Here is a 25328-nt window from a genome sequence, read left to right on the forward strand (position 1 = left end):
CTCTGAATGCTTCGCAGGAAAAACCTTTGATCTCTACAGCTAACATCACGATGCAGTTCGGCGCCAAGCCGCTATTCGAAAACGTTTCGGTCAAATTCAACGGTGGCAACCGTTACGGCTTGATCGGCGCCAACGGTTGCGGCAAGTCGACGTTCATGAAGATTCTCGGCAACGACCTCGAGCCGTCTGGCGGTCAGGTCATGCTGGAGCCGAACGTGCGTCTGGGTAAATTGCGCCAGGACCAGTTCGCCTACGAAGAATTCACCGTGATCGACACCGTGATCATGGGTCACGAAGAGCTGTGGAAGGTTAAAGCCGAGCGTGACCGTATCTACTCGCTGCCAGAAATGAGCGAAGACGACGGCATGGCCGTGGCCGAGCTGGAAACCGAATTCGCTGAAATGGACGGCTACACCGCCGAATCCCGTGCCGGTGAACTGCTGCTGGGTCTGGGCATTCCCCTGGAACAGCATTTTGGCCCGATGTCCGAAGTCGCTCCAGGCTGGAAACTGCGGGTATTGCTGGCTCAGGCATTGTTCTCCGATCCTGAAGTGCTGTTGCTCGACGAACCAACCAACCACCTGGACATCAACACCATTCGTTGGCTCGAAACGATCCTCAAGGCGCGTAACAGCACCATGATCATCATTTCCCACGACCGTCACTTCCTCAACAGCGTGTGCACCCACATGGCTGACCTGGACTACGGCGAGCTGCGTCTGTTCCCGGGCAACTACGACGAGTACATGACGGCGGCCACTCAGTCCCGCGAGCAACTGCTGTCGGACAACGCCAAGAAGAAAGCGCAGATCTCCGAGCTGCAAACCTTCGTCAGCCGCTTCTCGGCCAACGCCTCGAAAGCCAAGCAGGCGACTTCCCGCGCCAAGCAGATCGACAAGATCCAGCTGGCCGAGGTCAAACCATCGAGCCGCGTGAGCCCGTTCATCCGCTTCGAGCAGACCAAAAAGCTGCACCGCCAGGCCGTGACCATCGAGCAGATGTCCAAAGGCTTCGACGGCAAGACCCTGTTCAAGAACTTCAGCTTCACCGTTGAAGCCGGCGAGCGCGTAGCGATCATCGGCCCGAACGGTATCGGCAAGACCACCCTGCTGCGTACCCTGATGGGCGAGCTGACTCCGGACGCCGGTTCCGTGAAATGGACCGAAAGCGCGGAGCTGGGCTACTACGCTCAGGACCACGCACATGACTTCGAAGATGACGTCAGCCTGTTCGACTGGATGGGCCAGTGGACTCAGGGTGAGCAGATCATTCGTGGCACCCTGGGCCGCATGCTGTTCTCCAACGACGAGATCCTCAAGTCGGTCAAGGTCATCTCCGGTGGTGAGCAAGGTCGCATGCTGTTCGGCAAGCTGATCCTGCAAAAGCCGAACGTACTGGTGATGGACGAACCAACCAACCACTTGGACATGGAATCCATCGAGTCGCTGAACCTGGCGCTGGAAAACTACCCGGGCACGCTGATCTTCGTCAGCCACGACCGTGAGTTCGTTTCGTCGCTGGCCACCCGCATCATTGAGCTGAGCCCGAACGGCGTGACCGACTTCAGCGGTACGTACGACGATTACCTGCGTAGCCAGGGTGTGGTGTTCTAAAAGCAGCGATGAGTTACAAGCTGCAAGCTACAAGTTGAAAGCCCTGTCCTGGTGACGGGGCTTTTTGTTTCAAAGATCAAAAGATCGCAGCCTTCGGCAGCTCCTACAAGGCGCGCTGATAATTGATGCAGGAGCTGCCGAAGGCTGCGATCTTTTAATCGTTAGCCTGCTTTCTTTTATCGCAACGCCGCGCCATCATGCAGAACTCCCACCGCCGCCCGCGAACGAGCCCTCATGTCTGCGCAGCAACAGCCCACGCAAAGCTCCATGGCGATCACCCTGCAGATCGTCTCCATCGTTTTCTATACCTTCATTGCCTTCCTCTGCATCGGCCTGCCGATTGCGGTATTGCCGGGGTATGTGCATGAACAGCTTGGTTTCAGCGCCGTCGTCGCAGGCTTGACCATTGGCTCGCAGTACCTCGCCACGCTGCTGAGTCGGCCGATGGCCGGGCGCATGTCCGACAGCGTTGGCACCAAGCGCGCCATCGTTTACGGCTTGTCGGGGATTGTCCTCAGCGGCGGTCTGACCTTGTTATCGACCTTGCTGCAAAGCCTTCCTTTATTAAGCCTGCTGATCCTGATTGCCGGACGTTTGTTGCTGGGGGTCGCCCAGGGTTTGATCGGCGTCGGCACCATCAGTTGGTGCATGGGCCAGGTCGGCGCGGAGCACACGGCGCGTTCGATCTCGTGGAACGGCATCGCCTCGTACGGCGCCATTGCCATTGGTGCGCCGCTGGGCGTGGTGATGGTCGGTCAATTGGGCTTTGCCAGCCTGGGGATTGCGCTTAGCGCATTGGCGTTGATGGCGCTGCTGTTGATCCGCAACAAACCGTCGGTGCCGGTGGTGCGCGGTGAGCGCTTGCCGTTCTGGGCCGTGTTCGGGCGCATTGCGCCGTTTGGGGCGAGCCTGAGCCTGGCCTCCATCGGTTATGGCACCCTGACGACGTTTATCACGTTGTACTACGTCAACCGCGGCTGGACCGGCGCGGCGTACTGCCTGACGGTGTTCGGTGTGTGCTTCATACTGGCGCGGTTGCTGTTCATTTCCAGCATCAGCCGTTTTGGCGGATTCACCTCGGCCATTGCCTGCATGACCATCGAAACCGTTGGCCTGGTGCTGCTCTGGCTCGCGCCGTCGACCGGTTATGCCTTGATCGGCGCCGGCCTGACTGGGTTTGGCCTGTCGCTGGTGTATCCGGCGTTGGGTGTCGAGGCAATCAAACAGGTGCCCAATTCCAGCCGTGGTGCGGGGCTGAGTGCTTATGCAGTGTTTTTCGATCTGGCGCTGGCGATCGCCGGCCCGTTGATGGGGGCCATTGCGCTGAATTTGGGGTATTCGTGGATTTTCTTTTGCGCGGCACTGCTGTCGGTCAGTGCATTGGCGTTGACCTTGCTGCTTAAGCATCGGGCCTAGCAAAAGATCGCAGCATTCGGCAGCTCCTACAGGGTCCGCATTTCAATGTAGGAGCTGCCGAAGGCTGCGATCTTTTATCTATTGATCCGCCGTCTGCATCCCGGCCCGCGTCGCCTTGCCCAGAGTACGCGAGAAGAAGCGCCCCGCTTCAGTCACCAGATTGCGATGAATGTCTTCCCGGTCGACGCCATCCGCATCGGTGCACAGGGCCGGCATGATCACGATTTGCTCGTCGTTGCACGGTGCCATGAACACGAAGTGCCCTGCTCCCGCCAGCAGCTTGAAGTCCGGCGCGACAGGCAGTTTGCGCGCCAGTGCGGCGGCGTTCTTGTCGAACGGCACCAGTTTGTCGCCATCGCCGCTGTACAGCAGCACCGGTACATGCACGTCGGCAAGGGTGTGACGGCCGAATTTCAGGCTGAGCGGCGCCATCAGTAACAGCGCGTGAACTCGAGGGTCAGCCACCGGTTGCAAATCATCACGATCGACGATCAGTTCGCCTTGGGTGTTACAGGCATCGCGGTCATCCGGACGTTCCTGGCAGTAACGACGCAGGCGATCCAGGTCCGGCGTCGCACCGGACAGTATCAACGCGGTCTCCCCACCCGCCGAATAACCGATCACACCAACCTGGTCAGCATTGACGAAAGGCGCGAGCATGCGGTCGCCCAACGTCGCGGTAATCGCTTCGGAAATCTGAATCGGCCGTCCGTAGAGATTGCTCAAGGTGCCGAGGCGACTGTGGTCCTTGGAGTTGTCACCCGGATGAATGACCGCCACGACCACAAAGCCCTTGCGTGCCAATGAAGTGGCCAGATCGTGCAAGGCCAGCGGGGTGCCGGTGTTGCCGTGGGAAAGCATCAGCATCGGGAAGCGGCCCATGGCGACTTTGGTGTCTTCGCCGGCTTCGACCGAATAGCCCTCAAGTTTGCTGGAATGTTCTTTTTCGCTGGAGGGATAGAACGCGATGGCGCGCATCGGTTGCAGATCCAGCGGGTCGAGAAAACTCATCTCGTGGTAACCGACGCTCCAGTGAGGATGCGGCGCGGGGGCGGCGTGCACTGAATTCAGGCTGCCTGACAGGCAAATCAGTAAAGCTGCACAAAGACGCATCATGGGATGCCCCACCTTGTTACCGGACCATAGACGTAAACCCTTGACTGCATATCTTGGGCCACAATCTGTAACGACCAGAAACAAAAAACTCCGTACCTGGTACTTGCGTATCCAGAATACAGAGTTTTTTAGGGCTTTACCTGTACGGTGGCTGCTTTTACGAAAGCCTTACGCGGCGGCGAACAACTGCTCGCTGATTTGTGTGTGCGCGTCGCTCATGGCTTTGGTGCGCACTTCGTCACCGTAGGCCAGACCGTGGGCACGAACGAATTCGATATCGGTGATGCCGATGAAGCCGAACAGCACTTTCAAGTAGTCTTCGTGGGCAACACCGGTCGCCTGGCCAGCGTGCAAACCGCCGGAAGTCGAAACAATCACCACTTTCTTGCCACCACACAGGCCTTCAGGGCCGGCTTCGGTGTAACGGAAGGTCTGACCGGCAACGGCGATGCGGTCGATCCAGGCCTTGAGTTGGGTCGGGATGGTGAAGTTGTACATCGGCGCGGCAATCACGACGGCGTCGGCGGCGAGGAATTCAGCCAGGGTCTGGGCGCTGAGTTCGGCTTCGTGCTGTTGCGCGGCGTCACGCAGTTCGGCGGTGGTGCCGGCGGCAACCAGGGTAGTCGCGGAGAAATGGCTGATGGCGTCGGCAGCCAGGTCGCGGTAAGTCACCACAGCAGACGGCTCGGCGGCTTGCCAGGCTTTAACCACTTCGCCACTCAGCTGACGGGAAGCCGAGTTGTCACCAAGAATGCTCGAATCGATGTGCAGCAGTTTCATGTGGGATCTCCAGGTGAGGATCGCCCGCAAGGGCGATCTGATGGAGACAATCCTACAGATGAAACCAATAGCTGATTAGCGTGCAACAATGCGATAGTTCGTCTCACTGGTAGAACAATCGAGATACGACCCATGCAAGACCTCAATGACCTTTATTACTTTGCCAAAGTCGTCGAGGCTGGCGGCTTCGCGGCGGCCGGGCGTTTGCTGGGGATTCCCAAGTCGCGCCTGTCGCGGCGCATTGCCGAACTGGAAGAACGCCTCGGCGCCCGCTTGCTGCAACGCACCACCCGCCAACTCAAGTTGACGGCCGTGGGGGAACGTTACCTGCGGCACTGCCAGGCGATGTTGCTGGAAGCGGAAATGGCCGATGAAGCCGTGGCCAGCATGTCCAGCGAACCGCGCGGGCGCTTGCGTGTTTCTTCGCCGGTGGGCCTGGCGCATGAGATGTTGCCAGGGGTGATCAGCAGCTTTCTGGAGAAATTCCCCCAGGTGCAGCTGGAGGTGATGCTGGTCAACCGGCGCGTCGATCTGGTGACCGAGGGTGTCGACGTCGCTTTGCGCGTGCGCGAGCCCGGCGACGAAGACCCGCTGCTGGTCACCCGCCGCCTGCGGCAGGCACAAATGCTCGTGGTGGCCAGCCCGGACTTCATCAAGGGACATGACATCAGCCATCCCGATGACCTCAAAAGCTTGCCGGTGCTTGGCGCCCTCGAACCCGATCGGATGGTGCACATTCGCCTGGTGGACGGTGATGGCAAAAGCCATGAACTGTCCCTTGAGGCGCGGTTAGGCATAGATGACTTCATCGTGCGCAAGACTTGCGCCCTCGCCGGCCAAGGCTTTACCACGTTGCCGATGATGTACTGCGAACAAGAATTGGCAAACGGCTCGCTGGTGCAATTGCTGCCAGAGTGGTCGTTGCCGGGCGGTTGGCTGCAAGCGGTCTACCCTCATCGACGCGGTGTGATGCCGGCCGTACGCGCCTGGCTCGACCATCTGATTGAAACATTCAATGCTTGCGGGGATCGTTTGATATGAAGGCTGGACGCATGAGCGAAGAGGACGTCGCGGCATTTTGTCTTACGCTGCCGGGTGCGCGGGAAGACTACAAATGGGGCGGTGTGCGGGTATTTTCGATTGCCGGGAACAAGATGTTCGCGCTGCAAAACCTGCGCGGTGCGTCCCTGGCGTTCAAGGTCGACAAGGATTTGTTTCTCGGTCATTGCGACCGCCCGGGGATTCATCCGGCGCCGTATCTGGCGCGCGCCCAATGGATCATCATGGCAACGCCCTACCCGCTGGGCGCCGATGAACTCAAAGGACTGATACAACGCTCCCACCAACTGGTGGTCAGCAAATTGCCCAAGCGCACCCAGGTCGGATTACTGCTTTAAATGTTGCTGCTTTAAAACAGCGCGAACAGGTGTGCACCCAGGAACAAGTGGTCAATCCAGAATACCTGGTGCAGTAACACGATGAACCAGAACACCACTTGAAAGGACACCTTGCGCGTCTTGTGCCGGAACACTTGCTGAGCCAGTAAAGCGCCCGGCCAGCCACCGGCGAACTCCAACGCATGCAGCACGTTTTCCGGGGTTCGCCACTGATCGGCGCGCGCCTTGCGCTTGTCGCTCCAGTACAGCAAAAACGTCAGAACACTGACGATGCCGTAGGCCGCCAGGGGAATCGTCGATACCCCGTGAAGCCACATCGAGGTCGAACCGAACAGCGGCAGCGCGCACAGGATCGCAAAGACCAGCCATTTCAGCCGAAGGTAACGGGTCTCTCCGCCGGATGGGCGCCCGGGGTTTCTGCGCGCGCTGCCGTCACTCATGGCTTGGCCGCAGTCCAGTCGACCCAACCGAACTGCCAAGTGGCCAGAATCAACAGGCCGAAAGCAATCCGATACCAGGCAAACGCCGCATAACTGTGGCTGGCGATGAATTTGAGCAAGCCGCGTACGGCGATCATCGCGAAGATGAACGCGGTGACGAATCCGATCGCGAACACCGGGAAGTCGGCCGGTACGAACAGCTTGTGGTACTTGTAGCCCGAATAAACCGCAGCACCGACCATGGTCGGCATGGCCAGGAAGAACGAGAACTCGGTAGCGGTCTTGCGCGACAGGCCGAACAGCAGGCCGCCAATGATCGTCGAGCCGGAGCGCGAGGTACCCGGAATCATCGCCAGGCATTGGGCAAAGCCCACCTTCAGCGCGTCTTTCCAGGTGATGTCGTCGACCGTTTCGGCGTGCACTTCATGCTGGCGCTTTTCAGCCCACAACATGATCACCCCACCCACGACCAAGGCCGTGGCCACGGTAATCGGGTTGAACAGGTAGTGGTGAATCAGGTCGGCGAAAATCACCCCCAATACCACCGCCGGCAGAAAGGCAATCAGCAGGTTGGCAGTAAAACGTCGTGCACTCGGCTGGGTAGGCAACCCCACGACCACGTCGAAAATCTTGCGCCGAAACTCCCACACCACCGCCAGGATCGCCCCCAGCTGAATGATGATATTGAACGCCATGGCGCGTTCACCACCGAAGTCGAGCAAGTCCGCAACGATGATCTGGTGCCCGGTACTGGAAATGGGCAAAAACTCTGTCAGCCCTTCTATAACGCCAAGAATCAAAGCCTGAAAGGCAGTCCAAAGATCCATCAATCCCCCAAAAGGCTATGCGTTTGCGCATGCCCCGTCAGTATTTTCCAAGCGTTCACTGCGATCAGCGTAGTTGAAGTCCGCGCGCGCAAAGCCCCCTCTGAACCCTGAAATTTGCGTGAAAAATCAATTTGGATTCAGGTTTCTGCGCGACGGGCCGAAATCCTATCAGACAAGTCTGAAAAGCGCTGCCGCGTTATCGGACCTGGCAGGATGCTGGCGATCATTCAATACAAAAACAAGAAACCGGAGCACCGCGTTATGAACAGCTTGCGCAGTATGTCGATCAGCCGGCGGTTGTGGCTCATCTTGATCGTGGCCGTCATGATGCTGTTGGCCTTGGGCGTCTTGATGCTCAAGCAGATTCACGATGACCTGTACGACGCCAAGGCCCAGAAAACCCAGCATGTGGTGCAGACCGCCAGCGGCATTCTGAGCTACTACCACGGCCTGGAAACGGCCGGCATACTGACCCGTGACGCCGCACAAAAACAAGCGCTGACCGCCGTGCGCGGGTTGCGTTATGACCAGAACGACTACTTCTGGATCAACGATCTGACGCCGGTGATGATCATGCACCCGGCCAACCCGAAACTCGACGGCCAGAACCTCTCCGCCATCCGCGACCCGGACGGCTTTGCGGTGTTCAACGAAATGGTTGCCGTGGCCAAGAGCAAAGGTGCCGGGATCATCAATTACCGTTGGCCAAAGCCGGGCGCCAGTGCACCGGTCGAGAAAACCTCCTACGTCAAATTGTTCGAGCCTTGGGGCTGGGTGCTCGGCTCGGGTGTTTACATCGATGACATGCAGGCCGAGTTTTACGGGCAAGTCTGGGAAGCCTCGTTCATCGGCCTGGCGATTGCCCTGATCATGGTTGCGCTGGTGGTGCTGATTGCCCGCAGCATCGTGCGCCCGCTTCAAGAAACCGTGAATGCGATGGCCAACATTGCCAGCGGTGAAAGCGACCTGACCCGCAGCCTCGACACCCACGGCCAGGATGAAGTCACGCAACTGGCGAGGCACTTCAATGCCTTCACCACCAAGCTGCGGCACGTCATTGCCGAACTGCAGGTGTCCGCCAGCGCCTTGGGTCAGTCGTCCAGCGAACTGGGCAACGATGCGACCCAGGCCCAGCAACGCAGCCAGCAGCAGTCGCAACAAATGGAACTGGTGGCCACGGCCATCAATGAAGTGACCTATGGCGTGCAGGATGTCGCCAAGAACGCCGAACACGCCGCCAGCGAAATGCGCGATGCCGAAGCCCAGGCTCAACAGGGCCAGATCAACATCGACGGCAGCCTGCAGCAGATCGATACGCTGTCCTCGACGATCGATCAGGCCGTGGAAGTGATTCGTACCCTGGCCGCCGAAAGCACGCAGATTGGTAGCGTCCTCGAAGTGATCCGCTCCATCGCCGAGCAGACCAACCTGCTGGCGCTGAACGCGGCCATCGAAGCGGCCCGCGCCGGCGAGCAAGGTCGCGGATTTGCCGTGGTAGCCGATGAGGTTCGCCTGCTGGCCCAGCGCACCCAGAAGTCCACGGCGGAGATCCAGTCGATGATCGAACGCCTGCAGAGTCATTCCGAAGCGGCGGTCAAGGTCATTGGCGACAGCAGCCGCGCTTCGCAACTGACGATTGAACAGGCCGGCCTCGCGGGGGCCAGCCTGAACGCTATCGGCCAGGCCCTGCGCAATCTCAACGGCCTGAATGCCTCGATTGCCAGTGCCACCTTACAGCAGGCGCACGTGGTCGAAGACATCAATCAGAACGTGACTCAAGCGGCCGGGTTGTCACATAGCACGGCATTGGCGGCGGAGCAGTCGAGTGCGGCGAGTGTGCGGCTCAAGGGTTTGAGCGAGCAACTGAACGGGTTGTTGAAGCAGTTCAGGGTCTAATTTTCAATGGCGACTGCTGCGCAGCCGGACGCAGCCTCGCCGGGGCTCGACAGCTACTACAAGGTTGACGTGAATCTGTAGCAGCTGGCGAAGCCTGCGTTCGAGGACGCAGTCCTCGCCGTACTGCTGTTCTCCTTGGCGATGCCTGCCGTTACAATCCGCCTCCTCTTCCACTCTCTCCCAGGAAACTTCATGTCCGGGCTTGAACTGTTTGCCGCCACTCTCGGTGTCATTGCCGTCTGGTTGACGGTCAAGCAGAACCCTTGGTGCTGGCCGATCGGTCTGGTCATGGTGCTTATCTACAGCTGGATCTTTTTCGAAGTGAAGCTGTATTCGGACATGCTGCTGCAAGTGGTCTACGCCGCGTTGCAGCTGTATGGCTGGTGGCAGTGGACACGTGGAGGCGATGCCAGCCATGGCCGCGAAGTCAGCCGACTGGGCATGGGCTCGGTGGCGCTCGGCTTGACCCTCGGCGCGATTGGCAGCTTGTTGCTGGGCGCCGCGATGGCGCACTGGACCGACGCCGCGCAACCCTGGCTCGACGCGGCACTCACCGGATTCAGTCTGGTGGCGCAAGTCTGGATGGCGCAAAAACGCGTGCAATGCTGGCCGCTCTGGATTGCCGTGGATGTGATTTTCGTCGGGCTATTTGTTTACAAGGACCTGTATTTGACGGCCGCCCTCTACGGCTTGTTTCTACTGCTGGCCGTACAAGGCTGGCGCGAATGGCGTGTGGCCCCGGCGTTGCGCACATGAAGGTGCTGGTGCTCACCGGCCCCGAATCCAGCGGTAAGAGCTGGTTGTCCGCCGAGTTACAAGCGCATTTCGGTGGAGTGCTGGTCGAAGAATACGTGCGCCGGTTCATCGAACTGAACCCGCGAGACACCTGTCTGGCGGATATCCCGGCCATCGCTCGCGGCCAGTTGCAGTGGGAAGATGAAGCCCGCGCTTTGCAACCGCCACTGCTGATCCTCGACACCCACTTGCTCAGCAACATCCTCTGGAGCCGCACACTGTTCGGCGAGTGCCCCGACTGGATCGAGCAAGCCCTGCTCGCCAGGCAATATGACCTGCACTTGTTGTTGTCACCTGAGAATGTTGAGTGGACCGACGATGGTCAGCGTTGCCAGCCTGAACTCGTTGAGCGACAGGTGTTCTTCAACGACATCCGGACATGGCTGGAACAGCATGGGCAACCCGTACAAGTGCTATGCGGCGACTGGTCCGAGCGACGTGCTCAGGCATTGACTTCCGTCGCGATGATGCTCGGTCTCACCCCCTGATTCCGGGGGTATTTACCCAGCGTTTTCCCCTGTTTTGGGGCAAAAGTGTCCGTTCGTGAAACACCCACTTCCCCGCAAAAGGCCCGTTTCAGCACCCTCCCCCCTTTGCTGATCCGTTTGTTAAGACGTTGATACACCCTCCTGCAAACCACTGTGCTAGAGCATCGCAAGCGCTTTAGCCCGCTGCGGCCATCGTCTGTTGTCTCACGGTTGAAACAACGTGATTGGTCCCCGCCCGGACAAAAGTCACAAGTTCTTGAATCACAACAAAAATCCAAAACAGGCACAGCTTTCGCTCTCTCCTTCACAACGCTGACTAGGGCCAGCCCACAACAAGAAGGAATTGCATCGTGGGGACTTACAAGAAAGGCTTGACCTGCCTCCTGCTGATCGCAAGCGCTGCCAGTTCAGTGCTCAGCTTCACTGTCCAGGCCGAAGGCAATGGCGTCATTGTCCTTCAGCGTACCGTCCAGCCGGTGCACATTGGCCGCAACCAAGGCAAGGATCCAAACCCGATCACCGTCAATACCAACCCTTCCGCACGCATCACCGGCGAACTGAGTGACGGCGACTTCGCCAATGTCGCCAGCGGCACCGCGTTTCGCGGCAACAACAGCCAGTCGATGGGCGGCATGCAAGGTCTCAACGTCGTCACCAACCCCAACGGCATGCCTGGCATGAGCGCCGGCCATCAGGGCGGAAGCGGCAATGCGATTTCGGGAACCATCAACCGCGCCATGAGTTCCGGCCTCGCCCCACTGGGCAGACTGGCTGGAGGTCAATGACATGAATCGCAATCTCCTTCTCCTCGCACTGCTCGGCTGCGCCAGCGCCATGGCCGACTCCAGCGTGAAGTCTCTCAATAACGCAGACATTCAAGATTCCGGCACGCAATACAGAGGCAACTTCAACGTCAACCAGGCTGCCGGTGACCAACAGCAACAGACCAACGTTCGGGCAATCGCCATCGGCACAGAGGCCGGCGCGACCACCATCGTCAACCAAAAACTCAATACGCCCGCCAATCCGTCGATGAACGCGACGGCCACCATCGGCGGTACCTCTTTCAGCAATGGCAACGGTGTACTGGGCGTCAACCAGAGCGCCGGGGCCAACAACCAGATGGCCAACGTCATGCGGATCAGCATCAGTGCTGCACCGCAGGCGATTGACGATAGCGTCCTTTCTCAACAGAACGTGGCGTTACTACCAAGCTCAGGAGCAACTGGCACCCCAACCGGCAGTCGCCAGGTCGTGACAAGCGACCAGGCCTTCACCGGCAGCCGAGGGGTGATTCAGGTGAACCAGAGTGCCGGGGTGGGGAACCGAATGGCTAACACCCTGAGCATCCGGGTCGCTGACTGACCCATACGCAGTGCGATTAGAAAGTACCAACACTTAACCAACTAATAAGCACGGAGAAACACCATGAAACCTACAATGGCCTTAAAACCACTGGTTTTCGCTCTCGCAGCAGTGATGGCAATCGCAGCACAAGCAGGCGGTCGTGATGATGATCACGGTCATGGCAATGGGCATGGCAATGGACATGGCAACAACAATGGTCCACGCGGCCCATCTCTTGAACAAATTCTGCAGATCACCGCCGGTGCCGGGGCCACCGTCATGGATCAACAAAGCAGCAGCGGCAACGCAGTACTGAACCAAGGCACCACTAACCGCGCCACTGTCGAAAACTCGGCAAATGGCTCCAACGGCAACGTGGGCCTCAACAACGCTGGTGGCGACGGCAACCAACAAGACAACGCCGCTGCACTGGCTACTGCTGACGAAAGCTTCATCTTCGGCACCGCAGTGGCTGCTTCCAGCGCGACTCAACTGAACGGTGGCAACACCGTCGCCAACTACTCGAGCACTGCCCGCGCAAGCCTCGACAACGTTGGTAATGGCGGTTCCGGCAACATGGGGGTCAACAACGCTGCCGGCAACTTCAACCAACAGAAAAACAACCTGGCCATCGCCGTATCGGGCGGCCGTGTAGCACAAGCGGCAGCTGCGGCTAACCAAAGCTCCACCGGCCTGACTGTTACCAACAATGCTGACCAGGCTTACTCGAAAGATACCCTCAGAGGCACCTTTAACGCTGCTGGGGTATTCGTAGCGGCAGGTCAGGCAACAACTGAAGGCAACGGCGGTGGTCACGGTGGCCCACGCAACAATGATCGTGGGGGCAACGGTGGCGGCCATGGCGGCGGTCACGGCGGCAACGGCGATACCACGTCTGATTTCGTAGCCGTGGGTGTATTCGGCCTGGCTGGCGTAACCACTCAACAAGTGATGACTCCAGACGGATGGAAAAACCCTGTCACCAATACTGCTAATGTAAGTAACGTCGGCAACAACTTCTCCGGTAACGCAGGGTTCAACAACGCTGCCGGTGTTGGCAACCAACAAAGCAACTCGCTGTCCATCGCTGCTGGCTGCAGAGCCTGCCTGTAATCGCGATAGTAATGAAAGCCCCGGCAACGGGGCTTTTCCACAGTCCCAAGGCGTATAGACCATGCGTAAGACTGCCCTCATAGCCCTCCTCTGCCTGTCTGGCCTTACCCAGGCCGCACAGATGTCAGTGGCCGCCCTGCCTGGCGGCACTCTCATCTACAAGCAAGTGCAGAGTCTGCGTGAGCGCAAGTTCAGCAACATAGTCCAACAAAAGACCGATTTCAGCTGCGGCGCTGCTGCACTGGCAACGATCTTGCGCCAAGCCTATTGGCTCGACGTCGATGAAGAGCACGTCATCAAAGGCATGCTGGTCAATGCAGACCAGGACCTTGTTCGTACCCAAGGTTTCTCAATGCTGGACATGAAGCGCTACATAGAAAGCATCGGCATGCGTGCCCGGGGCTACAAGATCCCAACGGAAAAGCTCGACGCAGTAACGATTCCGGTGGTGGTACTGATGGATATTCGCGGCTACAAGCATTTCGTGGTGATGCAGCGTGCAGACAAAGACTGGGTCTATATCGGCGACCCGGTACTCGGCCACAAACGCTACTCCCATGATGACTTTGTCAAAGGTTGGAACGGCATCGTCTTCGCTATCGTTGGTCCCGGCTACGAAAAAACCAATGCTCTACGCAGCCCACCGGAACCCCTGACAGCCAAGAACAAGCTGGATAACTTCAACCCTGTCAAAGATGCTGAATTGATGGATTTTGGCTTCATACAGAGCGACTTCTTTTAATCGCCAACAAGATGATATGGGGCAGGATGCTCCGGGAGCAGCACATGAAAACCTCATATTGGCTGGCCGCTGCCTGTCTGGTAGCGAGCACCTCAGGTTTTGCTAACGGATTCAAACCCATCGAGATAAAGGATCAGGAGCTGGCCGAGCTACGTGGTCGATACGTAATGCCCGGACGAATCATCAGCTTCGGCGTAGTCATGAACAGTACCTGGCGCAACGCCAGTGGCGATCTGATCGGGGCGTCGACCTCGATGCAGATACAGGCCGCAACGGTTAAACCCGAATTCTATGTTTCAACCTACAGCCATAGCGGTAACGGTGCTCCTGCTGAACAGGGTACCGGCAGCGTGGTGGGCGGTGCAGGCCTTGCCAGCACGCAGGGCATTAACCAGAGTGTGCGCGCCGCAGGCGATGGGAACAGCGCTTACAACAACATCGCCATTGACGTGAAAGAAGCCAGCCGTGCACCGGCGCTGGTACCGAATCAAGGCCAGGCGCTGATGGCAGGTCAAACCATTACAGGTAGCAGCGCCGCAGGCAGCATCGCGGTTTCGGCAACTAACGGTGGCGTGCAAATGGCCATTCAGGCCAATAACAATCAAGGTTCGGCCATACAGCAAGTCGCCCAGGGTGGCCTGCTGCAAAACACCCGATTGCTGGGCAACAGCAACATGGTCAGCAACCTGACTCAGCTCAACGTAGTACTCAATAATAATGGCCCGACCGTCGGTGCTTTGGACTGTAACTTGAATCAACTGACCGCCCTTCGCTCCCTTGGATATTGAACTACGCTGACTCTCGACCATGGGCATTACAAGGGACGGCTTAATTCATGTATCGATCAGTATCACTGCGTGCAGTCGTGTGTTTGAGCACTCTCTTCCCGGCAGTGATGGTGCAAGCAGCACCTGACGCGGATGTAGAGCTTCTGAAACAGGAACTTCTGGAGTTGAAGCAACGATACGAAGTACAACAAAAGGCCCTGGCGGTACTCGAACAACGGGTCCGCCAGGTAGAAGAACAACCGGCGTCCCCTCCTCCTAAACGCCTGGCCAAATCGCCGGCGGACATGAAAGGCAATTCGCAAGTCGCAGTCGGAACGGGAACCGCCGCCGCATCCGGAGGTGCTGCCGGGGGCAGTGGCAGTTCCTACGGCCAGTCACTGGCAGACGATTCCCAACCGGCGCAAAGCGTTTCCAACCTGTATGACGAAGCCAGCGGATTCTTCGGCGGCGGCAAATTCAGTGTTGAAACCGGGCTGACCTACTCCCGGTATGACACCCGCCAGCTGATCCTTAACGGATTCCTCGCACTGGACTCGATCTTCCTGGGCAACATCAACCTTGACCGGATCAAGTCAGATACCTGGACGCTTGACCTCACTGGTCGCTACAACTTCAACAACCGCTGGCAGTTCGACCTGAACGTGCCGGTGGTTTATCGCGAATCAACGTATCAGTCCGGCGGCGGTAATGGCGGTTCGGCCGGCGTGACCACCGAAGAAACCGTGACCCGTGATCCGGAGATCGGCGACGTCAACTTCGGTATTGCATACAAGTTCCTCGACGAGTCGGTCAACACGCCCGATGCCGTGGTGACCTTGCGCGTCAAGGCGCCTACCGGCAAGGATCCGTTTGGCATCAAGTTGCGCCAGGTGGACGCCAACTCCAACCTGTTCGTACCTGATTCGCTGCCAACCGGCAACGGCGTCTGGTCGATCACGCCAGGTATCTCGCTGGTCAAGACCTTCGACCCGGCCGTGCTCTTCGGTAGCCTGTCCTACACCCACAACTTTGAAGAGTCATTCGACGACATCAGTTCCACGGTCGGCCAGGAAAACCCTGGCAAAGTGGACATCGGCGACAGCTTCCAGCTCGGTGCCGGTATTGCGTTCGCCCTGAACGAAAAGATGAGTATGTCGTTCTCGGTATCTGATGTGGTGCAACGCAAGAGCAAGATCAAACAGGATGGCGGAGATTGGGAGTCGGTCACTTCCAGCGATGCCAACGCCGGCTACTTCAACATCGGTATGACCATCGCGGCCACCGACAACCTGACCATCGTACCCAACCTGTCCATCGGCATGACGGACGATGCCCCGGACTTCCAGTTCAGCCTGAAATTCCCGTACTACTTCTGATCCACAAAAAAGCCGGGCTGCGATTTCGATCGCAGCCCGGCTTTTGCTGTGTCGTCTAAACGCTAAAAAAGATCGCAGCCTTCGGCAGCTCCTACGTCGGTGCAGTTGCCGACAGCGGCGCCCTTTTGGTGCTGGTGCCTAGCGGATTTGATGTTTGTGCAGTAACCGATAGAACGTTGGCCGCGACACACCCAGTACCCGTGCGGCGACACTCAGGTTGTCGCTATGGCGATTCAACACATCGCACAGCGCCTGGCGTTCGGCCCGCGTTTTGTAATCTTCGAGCGTGCCCATGGGTGCGGCAATCGCTTGCTGGCTGATCAAGCCCAAATCCCGCGCTTCGATCTGCCGTCCTTCGGCCAACACCAACCCGCGCCGAACCCGGTTGGCTAACTCACGCACGTTGCCCGGCCAATCATGCTTGCCCATGGCTATCAACGCATCTTCACTGAAGCTGCGCGGACGTCGCCCGGTTTCATGGCTGTAGAAGTGAGAAAAGTGGTTGGCCAGCATCGACAGATCGCCATGCCGATCACGCAGGGGTGCCGTGACAACTTGCAACACGTTCAGTCGGTAATACAGGTCTTCACGAAAGCGCTTCTTCTCGATGGCGGCTTCAAGATCTACGTGGGTGGCCGCCAGCACCCGCACGTCGACCGGAATGGGCTGACTGCCGCCCACCCGCTCGATGTGTTTTTCCTGGAGGAAGCGCAACAAGTTGGCCTGCAGTTCCAAGGGCAAGTCCCCGATTTCATCGAGGAACAGCGTCCCGCCGTTGGCGGCTTCAATGCGCCCGACCTTGCGTTGGTGAGCACCGGTGAAGGCACCCTTTTCGTGGCCGAACAGTTCGGACTGGATCAAATGTTCGGGAATTGCGCCGCAATTGATCGCCACAAACGGTTTGCTGTGGCGCTGGGATTGTCGGTGCAGCGTACGTGCGACCAACTCTTTGCCGGTCCCGCTTTCGCCACGGATCAACACCGGCGACTCGGTGGGCGCCAGTTTGCTCAGCAGTTTGCGAAGTTCACGTATGGGTTTGCTGTCGCCGAGCAACTCGTGCTCAGGTTGATCAATATGGACTGTGCCCTGCCCGCGCAGGCGCGCCATGCCGAACGCGCGTCCCAGCGTGACCTGGACCCGCGACACATCGAACGGCAAGGTATGGAAATCAAAAAACCACTCGCAGACAAAATCGCCGACGTTCTGCAATCGTAGAACTTCCTGGTTAAGCACGGCGATCCACTCAGTGCCACTGCGGCTGATCAGTTCTTTAACCGCCTCCGGGCGCTCAAGGTGAAAGGGCTGTAAGCGCAATAGCCCTACATCACAGGTTCGGTCGATGGCGTTTTCCAACGAACAGCTGTCAACATCCCAACCCACAGAGCGTAAACCCGGCAAAAGACGATGGCAGTCGTCGCAGGGATCCACTACTAATAAACGTCGTAAAGCAGGCGCTTCGCTCATGACTGTTCCTTGGCGCCAAATTTAAGAAATTTTATTAAAAACAGTCATTTGGCGGACCTGGCTGTAACATTAGCAAGAATTTGACGTGGCCTTGTACCGTTTGACTATAGGGATGTTGCGTAATTAGTTATAAGCAGTTGCATGGTTAGTTACCTAACGAACGCCAATCTTTCATTCAGCTTTCAAAAGGCGTCGCTACATTGACCTAACGAAAGAAAGTTGAAATTTCTTTTGTTTGTGTGTGACCTGAACCCCGGTTGCGGACATCAGTACAAGTAACCTGCCGAATGGTAAGCCCAACCATCGGCACATCACTTGATTGGGCATACTGAGAGAACATTCTATGAACGCCCCGCTCCGTATCAACGAAGCTCTTTTGATTGCCGACCGCGCATTTCAACCTTTCAAGTGCGTGGCTTGGGCGCCACAGGATGGCAACGGTGAACTCAGCCTGACCGTTATCGACCGTACCAATGCCAGTATAGGCCGCAAGCAGATTCCCAGCAGCGCCTACACAGACCCTGCACAACTCGAACGTTTGCTTGAACAGGCCCGTGCAGAGTTGAGCGAAGAAGGTTACACGCTGCAATCCTGGTCGATGCCACACTGATCTTTTTGCGGATTACTCCCTGAGTAATCCGCACCCTCTTCCGATGTCGTTACTTGCCGGGCCGAGTACGGCTTTCGACACATTTTATTCGAACTTACGCGCGGCTGAATTCTTTGCTGGCTTGCCATTGGTTCGAAAAGACACTGTTGTGGCGCACAACGACCCTCCGCTTGTTAGTTCTGTCAGTTGTGCATTCAATCATTCAGGGATTGAATGTTCTCCTTACAAAGGTCGCCACCCAAACCCGGATAAGGACGACTCGCAAGGAGATGCGTGCATGTCAACCCAGTCCGTTTTAGTCTTCCCGACCCCCTTCTATAAAGCGGGCCATCTCGACACGCGGTTTGCCACCCACGGCAAAGCCCAGGTGTATTTCGCCGACAGCCTTTCAAGCATGTCCAATAGTGTCGCCATCGATTCCGAAGGCCGCTTGTTGGTGGCGGCGAAAGTCGGCATGGCGGACGGCAGCCGCTTCGGTCTGGCGCGCATGCTTGAGGATGGTTCGGCGGACTTGAGTTTTGGCAAACACGGTAGCGTCATCGGCCAGTTTGAACCTGGCTTCGATGCCATGGCCGGCAAGGTTCAGGTGCTGCCGGACGGCCGACTATTGGTCGCTGGACTGCATTACGAGAATGCCCACCGCTCGCTCCCGGCCTTGGCGATGTTCGACTCCCAAGGTCGTCCCGTTCGGGAATTTGGCGATAACGGCCGCTGCGTCGTTCGCCTCCCCGGTAATCTGTCCCATGGCGTACGCGATGCCTGGCTGCCACCAGGTGTCCCCGGCGCCGAGGCCTGCGATATCAATGTTCAGGACGATGGGCGGATCCTGCTGATAGCCAATCACCATTTCGAGTTGGCGGACCATGCCGGCATGCTCATACGCCTGGATTGCGATGGCTCGCTGGACAAATCCTTCAATGGCCGGGGTTTCGTGATCGTCAGGCATTTGCTGATGAACACTTGGCTCAGCACGTTGAAGTTGCAGCGTGATGGGCGGATTTTGGTGGGTGGTTCAATCAACTTTCCTGAGGAAGGATTGCTGGCCCGCTACCTCCCCGACGGCGGTCTCGATGAAAGTTTTGCCGTGGACGGGTTCATGAGTTTCAAGGCGCAGGGCCGTGGCGCCCAAATCAGCCAGATCGTCCAGCATCATGACGGCGATATTCAATGTTTTGGCAGCAGCCGCGACCCGATGCATTGCCTGGCTCTGAAGGTGCACAGCAATGGCCGGCCGGACATCCATTGCAACGGTGGAATGGCGCAACTACTGGAGATCTGGCGTGGCGGCTCGCAATGGACTGCCGCGCACGTACAAGACGATGGCCGCGTGCTGACCGCCGGGGCCACGATTGGGGGAATCGAAGCGGACTTTATCGTGGGCCGATACCAGGCTGATGGACAGCTCGATCAACGCTTTGGCGGACACAACGGATGGGTTCGCACTCGCTTGGGCCGCAGTCTGGACACAGCCACTTCAATCGTCGTGCAGGACGATGGCAACATCGTGGTCGGCGGCTATTCATTGGATGGCAACTATCGGGCAGTTGTCGCGCGCTATTTGGCGTAGTCCATTGGTACTTGTCCTACACTTGATCTTCTTCTCCGCTTACGGCAACTTGCGCGCTTCTTTATACAAGGAGTAGCCGATGTCCGGTTCCATGGCCCAGGCGTTCGCGCATAACTTTCTCGGCAACTCACCTCGCTGGTACAAGGCTTGTATTGTCGGTTTCCTGATCCTCAATGCCTTGGTGTTGTGGACTGCAGGCCCCGTGGCAGCGGGCTGGCTGCTGGTGCTGGAATTCATCTTCACCCTCGCCATGGCGCTCAAGTGTTATCCGTTGATGCCGGGCGGCCTGTTGTTAGTCGAAGCGCTACTGCTGAAAATGACCACGCCCCAGGCGCTGTATGACGAACTGCTGCACAACTTTCCGGTGATCCTGCTGCTGATGTTCATGGTGGCCGGCATCTACTTCATGAAAGATCTGCTGCTGTTTCTGTTCTCGCGCTTGCTGCTCGGGGTTCGATCCAAGGCCATGCTGGCGTTGATGTTCTGTTTCCTGTCCGCATTCCTGTCGGCATTTCTCGATGCGTTGACGGTTACCGCAGTTATCATCAGCGCCGCCGTGGGCTTCTACTCGGTGTATCACCGCGTTGCGTCGGGCACCGACCCACGTCAGGACAGCGAGTACAGCGATGACCAGCAAATGCCGACACTGCATCACGGCGACCTGGAACAGTTCCGCGCTTTCCTGCGCAGCCTGCTGATGCACGGCGCGGTGGGTACGGCACTCGGCGGCGTTTGCACGCTGGTGGGTGAGCCGCAAAACCTGCTGATCGGCCATGAGATGGGCTGGCACTTTTCCGAGTTCTTTTTGAAGGTTGCCCCGGTGTCGTTACCGGTGCTGGTGGCGGGCCTGGTGACCTGTGTGCTGCTGGAGAAGCTGCGCTGGTTCGGTTACGGCACACTGCTTCCGGACAACGTACGCACAGTGCTGGCCAATTACGCCGATGAAGACAATGCCGAACGTACCTCGCGCCAACGTGCTGCGCTCATCGTGCAGGGCGTGGCGGCGCTGATTCTGATCACCGCGCTGGCATTCCATATTGCCGAAGTGGGTTTGATCGGCCTGATGGTGATTGTGCTGATCACTGCATTTACCGGGATTACCGACGAGCATCGGCTCGGCACTGCGTTCAAGGACGCCATGCCCTTCACCGCACTCTTGGTGGTGTTCTTCGCCGTGGTGGCGGTGATTCACGATCAGCAGCTGTTCACCCCGCTGATCCAATGGGTCCTGGCCCTGCCGGCCGATCAACAACCGGGCATGCTGTTTATCGCCAATGGTCTGTTGTCTGCCATCAGTGACAACGTGTTTGTCGCGACCATTTACATCACCGAAGTGAAGCAGGCGTTCGTCTCCGGACACATGAGCCGCGAGCATTTCGAAACCCTGGCCATCGCGATCAACACCGGCACCAACCTGCCGAGCGTGGCGACTCCCAATGGTCAGGCCGCGTTCCTGTTCCTGCTGACGTCGGCGATTGCGCCGCTGATTCGCCTGTCTTATGGGCGGATGGTGTGGATGGCGTTGCCGTACACCGTGGTGATGGGTGTATTGGGTTGGTATGCAGTGAGTTACTGGCTTTAAACATCCGTAACCTGTAGGAGCTGCCGCAGGCTGCGATCTCTTGATTTTAAAAAAGTCGAAAGATCGCAGCCTGCGGCAGCTCCTACCTGGTTTCGTGTTTGTGGATGTAACGCTCAATGGCCTGGGCTGCACCGTCCTCGGTATTAGGCCCGGTTACCACATCCGCCTGGCGCTTCACCGCCTCTTCCGCCTGCCCCATGGCAATCGACAATCCCGCGACGTTGAACATCGCTGGGTCGTTGCCGCCATCACCTATCGCGGCCGTCTGCTCCAGCGCTACACCGAGAAACTCGGCGAGGGTCGCCAGTGCCGCGCCCTTGTTGGCTTGCATCGCAGTGACGTCGAGAAATACCGGTTGAGAACGCGAAACCTGAGCCTGGCCCTCGACCATGGGCAGCAACCGGGTTTCCAACTCGATCAACAACTCATGGTTGTTACTGGTGGCGACGATCTTGTCGATGCGCGAGAGATAAGGTTCGAAGCTCTCGACCGCCACCGGCGGATACCCCAGCCCGTGCTGTTCGCGCGGCACCATGGGACCGTTCGGATCCTTGAGCAACCAGTCGCCACCACTGAACACCCACACCTCGATGCCAGGCTGATCGGCAAACAGCGTCAAAGCCGTCAGCGCAGCCGTGGCGGGCAAATAGTGGGCGACCAGCAGGCTGCCATCCGGATTGACGATGGTGCCGCCATTGAACGCCGCCGTGGGCAAGTCAACGCCCAAGGCCTCGATGGTTTGCAACATGGCTTTGGGTGGGCGCCCGGTGGCCAGGCTGAACAGCACGCCCGCCTCGCGCAGCGAACGGACGGCGTCGATGGTGCGCTGGCTCAGCGTGTGATCGGGCAGCAACAGCGTGCCGTCCATGTCACTGAGCAAAAAACGCACGGTATTTTGCGTCGGTTCGCTCATCCCAGACCGTGCCAGACGCGACCATCGCGAGTCAGCAGTTCTTCGGCGGTTTGTGGGCCGTCCTCACCGGCGGCGTAAGCCTGCACCGTGGAATCCTGCTGCCAGGCATCCAGGAACGGTTGCACGGCACGCCAGCCGTTCTCGATATTGTCGGCACGCTGGAACAGTGTCTGATCGCCGGTCAGGCAATCGTAGATGAGGGTTTCGTAGCCGGTGGACGGCTGCATTTCGAAGAAATCCTTGTAGGCGAAACCCAGTTCGATGTTGTCCATCTTCAAGGCCTGGCCGGGACGCTTGGCCAGCAGATCGAACCACATACCTTCGTTGGGCTGGATCTGGATCCGCAGGTACGTTGGCGCCAGCTCATCGACTTCGGTGTCCCGGAACTGCGCATACGGCGCCGGTTTAAAACAGATGACGATCTCGGTGTCGCGCACGCTCATGCGCTTGCCGGTGCGCAGGTAGAACGGCACGCCAACCCAGCGCCAATTGTCGATCATCACCTTGAGGGCGACATAGGTTTCGGTATTGCTGTCGGGCGCAACCCTTTCCTCTTCGCGATAAGCCGGTAGCGGCTTTCCATCGACTTCGCCGGCGGTGTATTGGCCGCGGACGGAGTTTGCCCGGGCCTCCTCAACTGACCACGGACGGATCGCGCCGACCACCTTGGCTTTCTCGCCCCGGACCGCATCGGCGCCGAACGCCGCCGGTGGTTCCATGGCGACCATCGCCAGCAACTGGAACAAATGGTTGGGCACCATGTCCCGCAAAGCGCCGGTGTGTTCATAGAAACTGCCACGGGTTTCGACGCCGACGGTTTCGGCGGCGGTGATCTGCACGTGGTCGATGTAATGATTGTTCCAGAACGCTTCGAACAGGCTGTTGGAAAACCGGCTGACGAGAATGTTCTGAACGGTCTCTTTGCCCAGGTAATGATCGATGCGGTAGATCTGCTTTTCGGTCATCACTTTGAGCAGGCAAGCGTTCAGGGCTTCGGCGGTTTGCAGGTCGGAACCGAACGGTTTTTCGATGACCACCCTTCTGAACGCTTCGGGGCTTTCTTCCAACAGGCCGGAAGCACCCAGACGGCGAACGACTTCACTGAAGAAACGTGGCGCGGTGGCCAGGTAGAACACCGCATTTCCTGTGCCGCTGTCGGCGATTTTCGCCGCCAGCGCTTGATAAGTGCTGTCGTCCAGGAAGTCGCCCTGGACGTAGCTGATGCCTTTGGCGAGTTTGGCCCAGACTTGCGGATCAAGGGATTTATCGTCCTTGCCGACTTTGCTGGCCGCCTCGTTGCGTATGAAGTCCTCGAGCTTGCTCGCGAAGCCTTCATCGCTGATGGCGTTGTGGTCAACGCCGATGATCCGCAGTCCATCCCCGAGTAAACCGTCACGCTTGAGGTTATACAGCGCCGGCATCAGCAGACGCTTGACCAGATCACCATGTGCGCCAAACAGAAACAGCGTGGTCGGTGGTGCGGGTTCAGCCTTGGATTTCCTGCGGATCGCATGGGTCATTTTTTCGGTGTCTCCACGTGGCCGCCGAAGCCGAAGCGCTGGGCCGAAAGGACCTTGTCGCCAAATGAACCCTGGCCGCGCGAACGATAGCGAGAGAACAGCGAGTTCGACAGCACCGGCACCGGCACTGCTTGCTCCATGGCGGCTTCGATGGTCCATTGACCTTCGCCGCTATCGGCTACCGAGCCGGAGAAACCGTCGAGTTTCGGATCGCTGGCCAGCGCGTCGGCGGTCAGGTCGAGCAACCAGGACGACACGACGCTGCCACGACGCCAGACTTCGGCGATGTCGGCGACGTTCAGGTCGAAACGCTGATCTTGCGGCAGGTTCTCGCTGTTTTTGGTCTTGAGGATGTCGAAGCCCTCGGCGAAGGCCTGCATCATTCCGTACTCGATGCCGTTGTGGATCATCTTGACGAAATGCCCGGCGCCCGCAGGACCTGCGTGGATGTAACCGCGCTCGGCACGGTCGTCATCAGACTTGCGGTCTTTGGTGCGCGGGATATCGCCCATGCCAGGTGCCAGGCTGGCGAACAGCGGATCGAGGCGCTTAACGGTCGCGGCATCACCGCCGATCATCATGCAATAACCGCGCTCCAGGCCCCAGACGCCGCCGGAAGTACCGACGTCGATGTAGTGCAGGCCTTTCTCGGCGAGGGTTTTCGCGCGGCGGATGTCGTCCTTATAGAAGGTGTTGCCGCCGTCGATGATGGTATCGCCGGCTTCGAGCAAGGTGCTCAGGGTGTCGATGGTGTCTTCGGTCGGTGCGCCTGCCGGCAGCATGACCCATACCGCGCGCGGCTTGGCCAGGCCAGCGACCAGCGCCGGCAGATCGGCTACGCCGGTGGCACCCTCTGCGGCCAGGGTTTCGACGAAAGCGGTATTGCGGTCGTACACAACGGTGGAATGTCCGTTGAGCATCAGGCGCCGCGAAATATTACCGCCCATGCGGCCCAGTCCAATAATCCCGAGTTGCATGTGCTGATGCTCCCTACTACAAATAAAAGTGTGTCAAAGGTTATAGCCCAACGCGACTCATTCGGGTTAGTCCAGCGAGGAGGCGTGAAGTTTCCGGGCATTGTGCCCGATCCTGATTGATAACGTCGGGAATCGTGTCGAAGACACACCGACCATGAAAAATAAAAAAGTTCCCTTCACGGGCAAAAGAAATCAAAATTGGCGCCGATAGTAGATCTGCCGCTGATTTCAGGTGGCTCTACAGTTGAGACACGCCATTTGCGAGGTGAGCAATGGGCACAGTACACACCGCACTGCCAGTACAAACCCTTTACGTCACAATTCGTCGCGACGAATTGCACCAGTTGAAAGACGAAAATGAGCAACTGAAGCAGCAGTTGGCGCAATTGCGCTTACTGACCCAGGGCCAACAGCCGTTACCCGTAACGCAACGCGCACCTCTGGCCTGATCCCTCCCTTGAATCGGAAGCAGCATCGCCCTGCTTCCGATACGCCGTAGCCCTTTGCCACTCCTGGCAACTCACAAAGTTTTCACATCCGCTTGTTGATACTTCGGTTCATTGTGGCCGCTCGGTATGCGCG

At 58.3% G+C, this 25328-nt stretch carries 25 protein-coding genes; 17 read left to right on the forward strand and 8 right to left on the reverse strand.

Translation table 11 applies throughout. The features are described from left to right. Positions 1 to 26: 26 nt before the first annotated feature. On the forward strand, positions 27 to 1613 hold the full coding sequence (locus KVG88_RS02895; protein ID WP_150700508.1) for an ABC-F family ATPase: 1587 nt from the start codon (positions 27 to 29) through the stop codon (positions 1611 to 1613). A gap of 234 nt (positions 1614 to 1847) precedes the next feature. Next, positions 1848 to 3029, forward strand: coding sequence for an MFS transporter (locus KVG88_RS02900; RefSeq protein WP_150700509.1), 1182 nt, complete (start codon positions 1848 to 1850; stop codon positions 3027 to 3029). A 78-nt stretch (positions 3030 to 3107) separates the two neighbouring features. Here the strand turns inward: KVG88_RS02900 and KVG88_RS02905 are convergent, their stop codons facing one another. Next, on the reverse strand, positions 3108 to 4145 hold the full coding sequence (locus KVG88_RS02905) for an alpha/beta hydrolase family protein (RefSeq protein WP_217870274.1): 1038 nt from the start codon (positions 4143 to 4145) through the stop codon (positions 3108 to 3110). Positions 4146 to 4313: 168 nt separating this feature from the next. Further along, a complete protein-coding gene (locus tag KVG88_RS02910) occupies positions 4314 to 4925 on the reverse strand; it encodes an FMN-dependent NADH-azoreductase (RefSeq protein WP_217870275.1) in 612 nt (203 codons plus the stop codon). Between the two features lie 132 nt (positions 4926 to 5057). Between KVG88_RS02910 and KVG88_RS02915 the strand changes: the two genes are divergently transcribed. Beyond that, positions 5058 to 5966, forward strand: a complete 909-nt coding sequence (locus KVG88_RS02915; RefSeq protein ID WP_150700512.1) for a LysR substrate-binding domain-containing protein — start codon at positions 5058 to 5060, stop codon at positions 5964 to 5966. Next, positions 5963 to 6322 (forward strand): MmcQ/YjbR family DNA-binding protein, encoded by a 360-nt coding sequence (locus tag KVG88_RS02920; RefSeq protein ID WP_217870276.1) that lies wholly within the window; start codon positions 5963 to 5965, stop codon positions 6320 to 6322. The genes KVG88_RS02915 and KVG88_RS02920 overlap by 4 nt, the downstream gene beginning before the upstream one ends. An 11-nt stretch (positions 6323 to 6333) precedes the next feature. On the opposite strand, the gene KVG88_RS02925 is transcribed toward KVG88_RS02920, so the two are convergent. Both KVG88_RS02925 and KVG88_RS02930 read right to left on the reverse strand, forming a co-directional pair. Further along, entirely contained in the window at positions 6334 to 6762 is a 429-nt protein-coding gene (locus KVG88_RS02925; protein ID WP_217870277.1) for a DUF1294 domain-containing protein, read from the reverse strand. After that, on the reverse strand, positions 6759 to 7589 hold the full coding sequence (locus tag KVG88_RS02930; RefSeq protein WP_150700515.1) for an undecaprenyl-diphosphate phosphatase: 831 nt from the start codon (positions 7587 to 7589) through the stop codon (positions 6759 to 6761). The genes KVG88_RS02925 and KVG88_RS02930 overlap by 4 nt, the downstream gene beginning before the upstream one ends. A gap of 261 nt (positions 7590 to 7850) precedes the next feature. Between KVG88_RS02930 and KVG88_RS02935 the strand changes: the two genes are divergently transcribed. From KVG88_RS02935 to fapF, 9 genes are all read left to right on the forward strand, one after another. Continuing rightward, the gene (locus KVG88_RS02935) at positions 7851 to 9485 is read left to right on the forward strand and encodes a methyl-accepting chemotaxis protein (RefSeq protein ID WP_217870278.1); all 1635 of its coding nucleotides are present in this window, start codon (positions 7851 to 7853) and stop codon (positions 9483 to 9485) included. Positions 9486 to 9677: 192 nt separating this feature from the next. Next, complete coding sequence (gene pnuC / locus KVG88_RS02940; protein WP_217870279.1) at positions 9678 to 10241, forward strand: nicotinamide riboside transporter PnuC; 564 nt, start codon at positions 9678 to 9680, stop codon at positions 10239 to 10241. After that, positions 10238 to 10768 carry an AAA family ATPase gene (locus KVG88_RS02945; RefSeq protein WP_217870280.1) on the forward strand — a complete coding sequence of 177 codons (531 nt, stop codon included), beginning with the start codon at positions 10238 to 10240 and terminating at the stop codon, positions 10766 to 10768. The genes pnuC and KVG88_RS02945 overlap by 4 nt, the downstream gene beginning before the upstream one ends. Positions 10769 to 11118: 350 nt before the next feature. After that, positions 11119 to 11553 (forward strand): functional amyloid chaperone FapA, encoded by a 435-nt coding sequence (gene fapA, locus KVG88_RS02950; protein WP_150700519.1) that lies wholly within the window; start codon positions 11119 to 11121, stop codon positions 11551 to 11553. A gap of 1 nt (position 11554) precedes the next feature. Beyond that, positions 11555 to 12133, forward strand: coding sequence for a fibril amyloid subunit FapB (gene fapB, locus KVG88_RS02955; RefSeq protein ID WP_217870281.1), 579 nt, complete (start codon positions 11555 to 11557; stop codon positions 12131 to 12133). Between the two features lie 63 nt (positions 12134 to 12196). Continuing rightward, complete coding sequence (gene fapC, locus KVG88_RS02960) at positions 12197 to 13228, forward strand: amyloid-like fimbrin subunit FapC (protein ID WP_150700521.1); 1032 nt, start codon at positions 12197 to 12199, stop codon at positions 13226 to 13228. A gap of 61 nt (positions 13229 to 13289) precedes the next feature. After that, on the forward strand, positions 13290 to 13970 hold the full coding sequence (gene fapD / locus KVG88_RS02965; protein WP_217870282.1) for a fibril amyloid maturation endopeptidase FapD: 681 nt from the start codon (positions 13290 to 13292) through the stop codon (positions 13968 to 13970). A gap of 44 nt (positions 13971 to 14014) precedes the next feature. After that, a complete protein-coding gene (gene fapE / locus KVG88_RS02970; protein WP_150700523.1) occupies positions 14015 to 14758 on the forward strand; it encodes a fibril amyloid subunit FapE in 744 nt (247 codons plus the stop codon). Positions 14759 to 14805: 47 nt separating this feature from the next. Then, positions 14806 to 16113 carry a fibril amyloid transporter FapF gene (fapF, locus tag KVG88_RS02975; protein WP_217870283.1) on the forward strand — a complete coding sequence of 436 codons (1308 nt, stop codon included), beginning with the start codon at positions 14806 to 14808 and terminating at the stop codon, positions 16111 to 16113. Between the two features lie 138 nt (positions 16114 to 16251). On the opposite strand, the gene KVG88_RS02980 is transcribed toward fapF, so the two are convergent. Continuing rightward, positions 16252 to 17577 (reverse strand): sigma-54 dependent transcriptional regulator, encoded by a 1326-nt coding sequence (locus KVG88_RS02980; protein ID WP_150700525.1) that lies wholly within the window; start codon positions 17575 to 17577, stop codon positions 16252 to 16254. Between the two features lie 343 nt (positions 17578 to 17920). On the opposite strand from KVG88_RS02980, the gene KVG88_RS02985 reads away from it, so the two are divergent. From KVG88_RS02985 to nhaB, 3 genes are all read left to right on the forward strand, one after another. Then, a complete protein-coding gene (locus KVG88_RS02985) occupies positions 17921 to 18187 on the forward strand; it encodes a hypothetical protein (RefSeq protein ID WP_150700526.1) in 267 nt (88 codons plus the stop codon). 277 nt (positions 18188 to 18464) lie between these two features. Continuing rightward, on the forward strand, positions 18465 to 19754 hold the full coding sequence (locus KVG88_RS02990) for a hypothetical protein (protein ID WP_217870284.1): 1290 nt from the start codon (positions 18465 to 18467) through the stop codon (positions 19752 to 19754). A gap of 79 nt (positions 19755 to 19833) precedes the next feature. Continuing rightward, the gene (gene nhaB / locus KVG88_RS02995) at positions 19834 to 21336 is read left to right on the forward strand and encodes a sodium/proton antiporter NhaB (protein WP_217870285.1); all 1503 of its coding nucleotides are present in this window, start codon (positions 19834 to 19836) and stop codon (positions 21334 to 21336) included. 82 nt (positions 21337 to 21418) lie between these two features. Here nhaB and KVG88_RS03000 read toward each other — a convergent pair whose 3' ends face one another. Genes KVG88_RS03000 through gnd form a run of 3 tightly spaced genes read right to left on the reverse strand, consistent with a single transcriptional unit; the run spans position 21419 to position 24746 of the window. Continuing rightward, positions 21419 to 22249 (reverse strand): HAD family hydrolase, encoded by an 831-nt coding sequence (locus KVG88_RS03000; protein ID WP_217870286.1) that lies wholly within the window; start codon positions 22247 to 22249, stop codon positions 21419 to 21421. Continuing rightward, on the reverse strand, positions 22246 to 23769 hold the full coding sequence (gene zwf / locus KVG88_RS03005) for a glucose-6-phosphate dehydrogenase (RefSeq protein WP_217870287.1): 1524 nt from the start codon (positions 23767 to 23769) through the stop codon (positions 22246 to 22248). The genes KVG88_RS03000 and zwf overlap by 4 nt, the downstream gene beginning before the upstream one ends. After that, a complete protein-coding gene (gene gnd, locus KVG88_RS03010; protein ID WP_150700530.1) occupies positions 23766 to 24746 on the reverse strand; it encodes a phosphogluconate dehydrogenase (NAD(+)-dependent, decarboxylating) in 981 nt (326 codons plus the stop codon). Before gnd ends, zwf begins: the two co-directional genes overlap by 4 nt. A gap of 272 nt (positions 24747 to 25018) precedes the next feature. Here gnd and KVG88_RS03015 point away from each other — a divergent pair, with 272 nt between their 5' ends. Then, positions 25019 to 25195 (forward strand): DUF6026 family protein, encoded by a 177-nt coding sequence (locus KVG88_RS03015; RefSeq protein WP_191630423.1) that lies wholly within the window; start codon positions 25019 to 25021, stop codon positions 25193 to 25195. Positions 25196 to 25328 lie beyond the last annotated feature (133 nt).

Origin of the sequence: Pseudomonas azerbaijanoccidentalis (genome assembly GCF_019145495.1) — a bacterium.
GTDB lineage: Bacteria > Pseudomonadota > Gammaproteobacteria > Pseudomonadales > Pseudomonadaceae > Aquipseudomonas > Aquipseudomonas azerbaijanoccidentalis.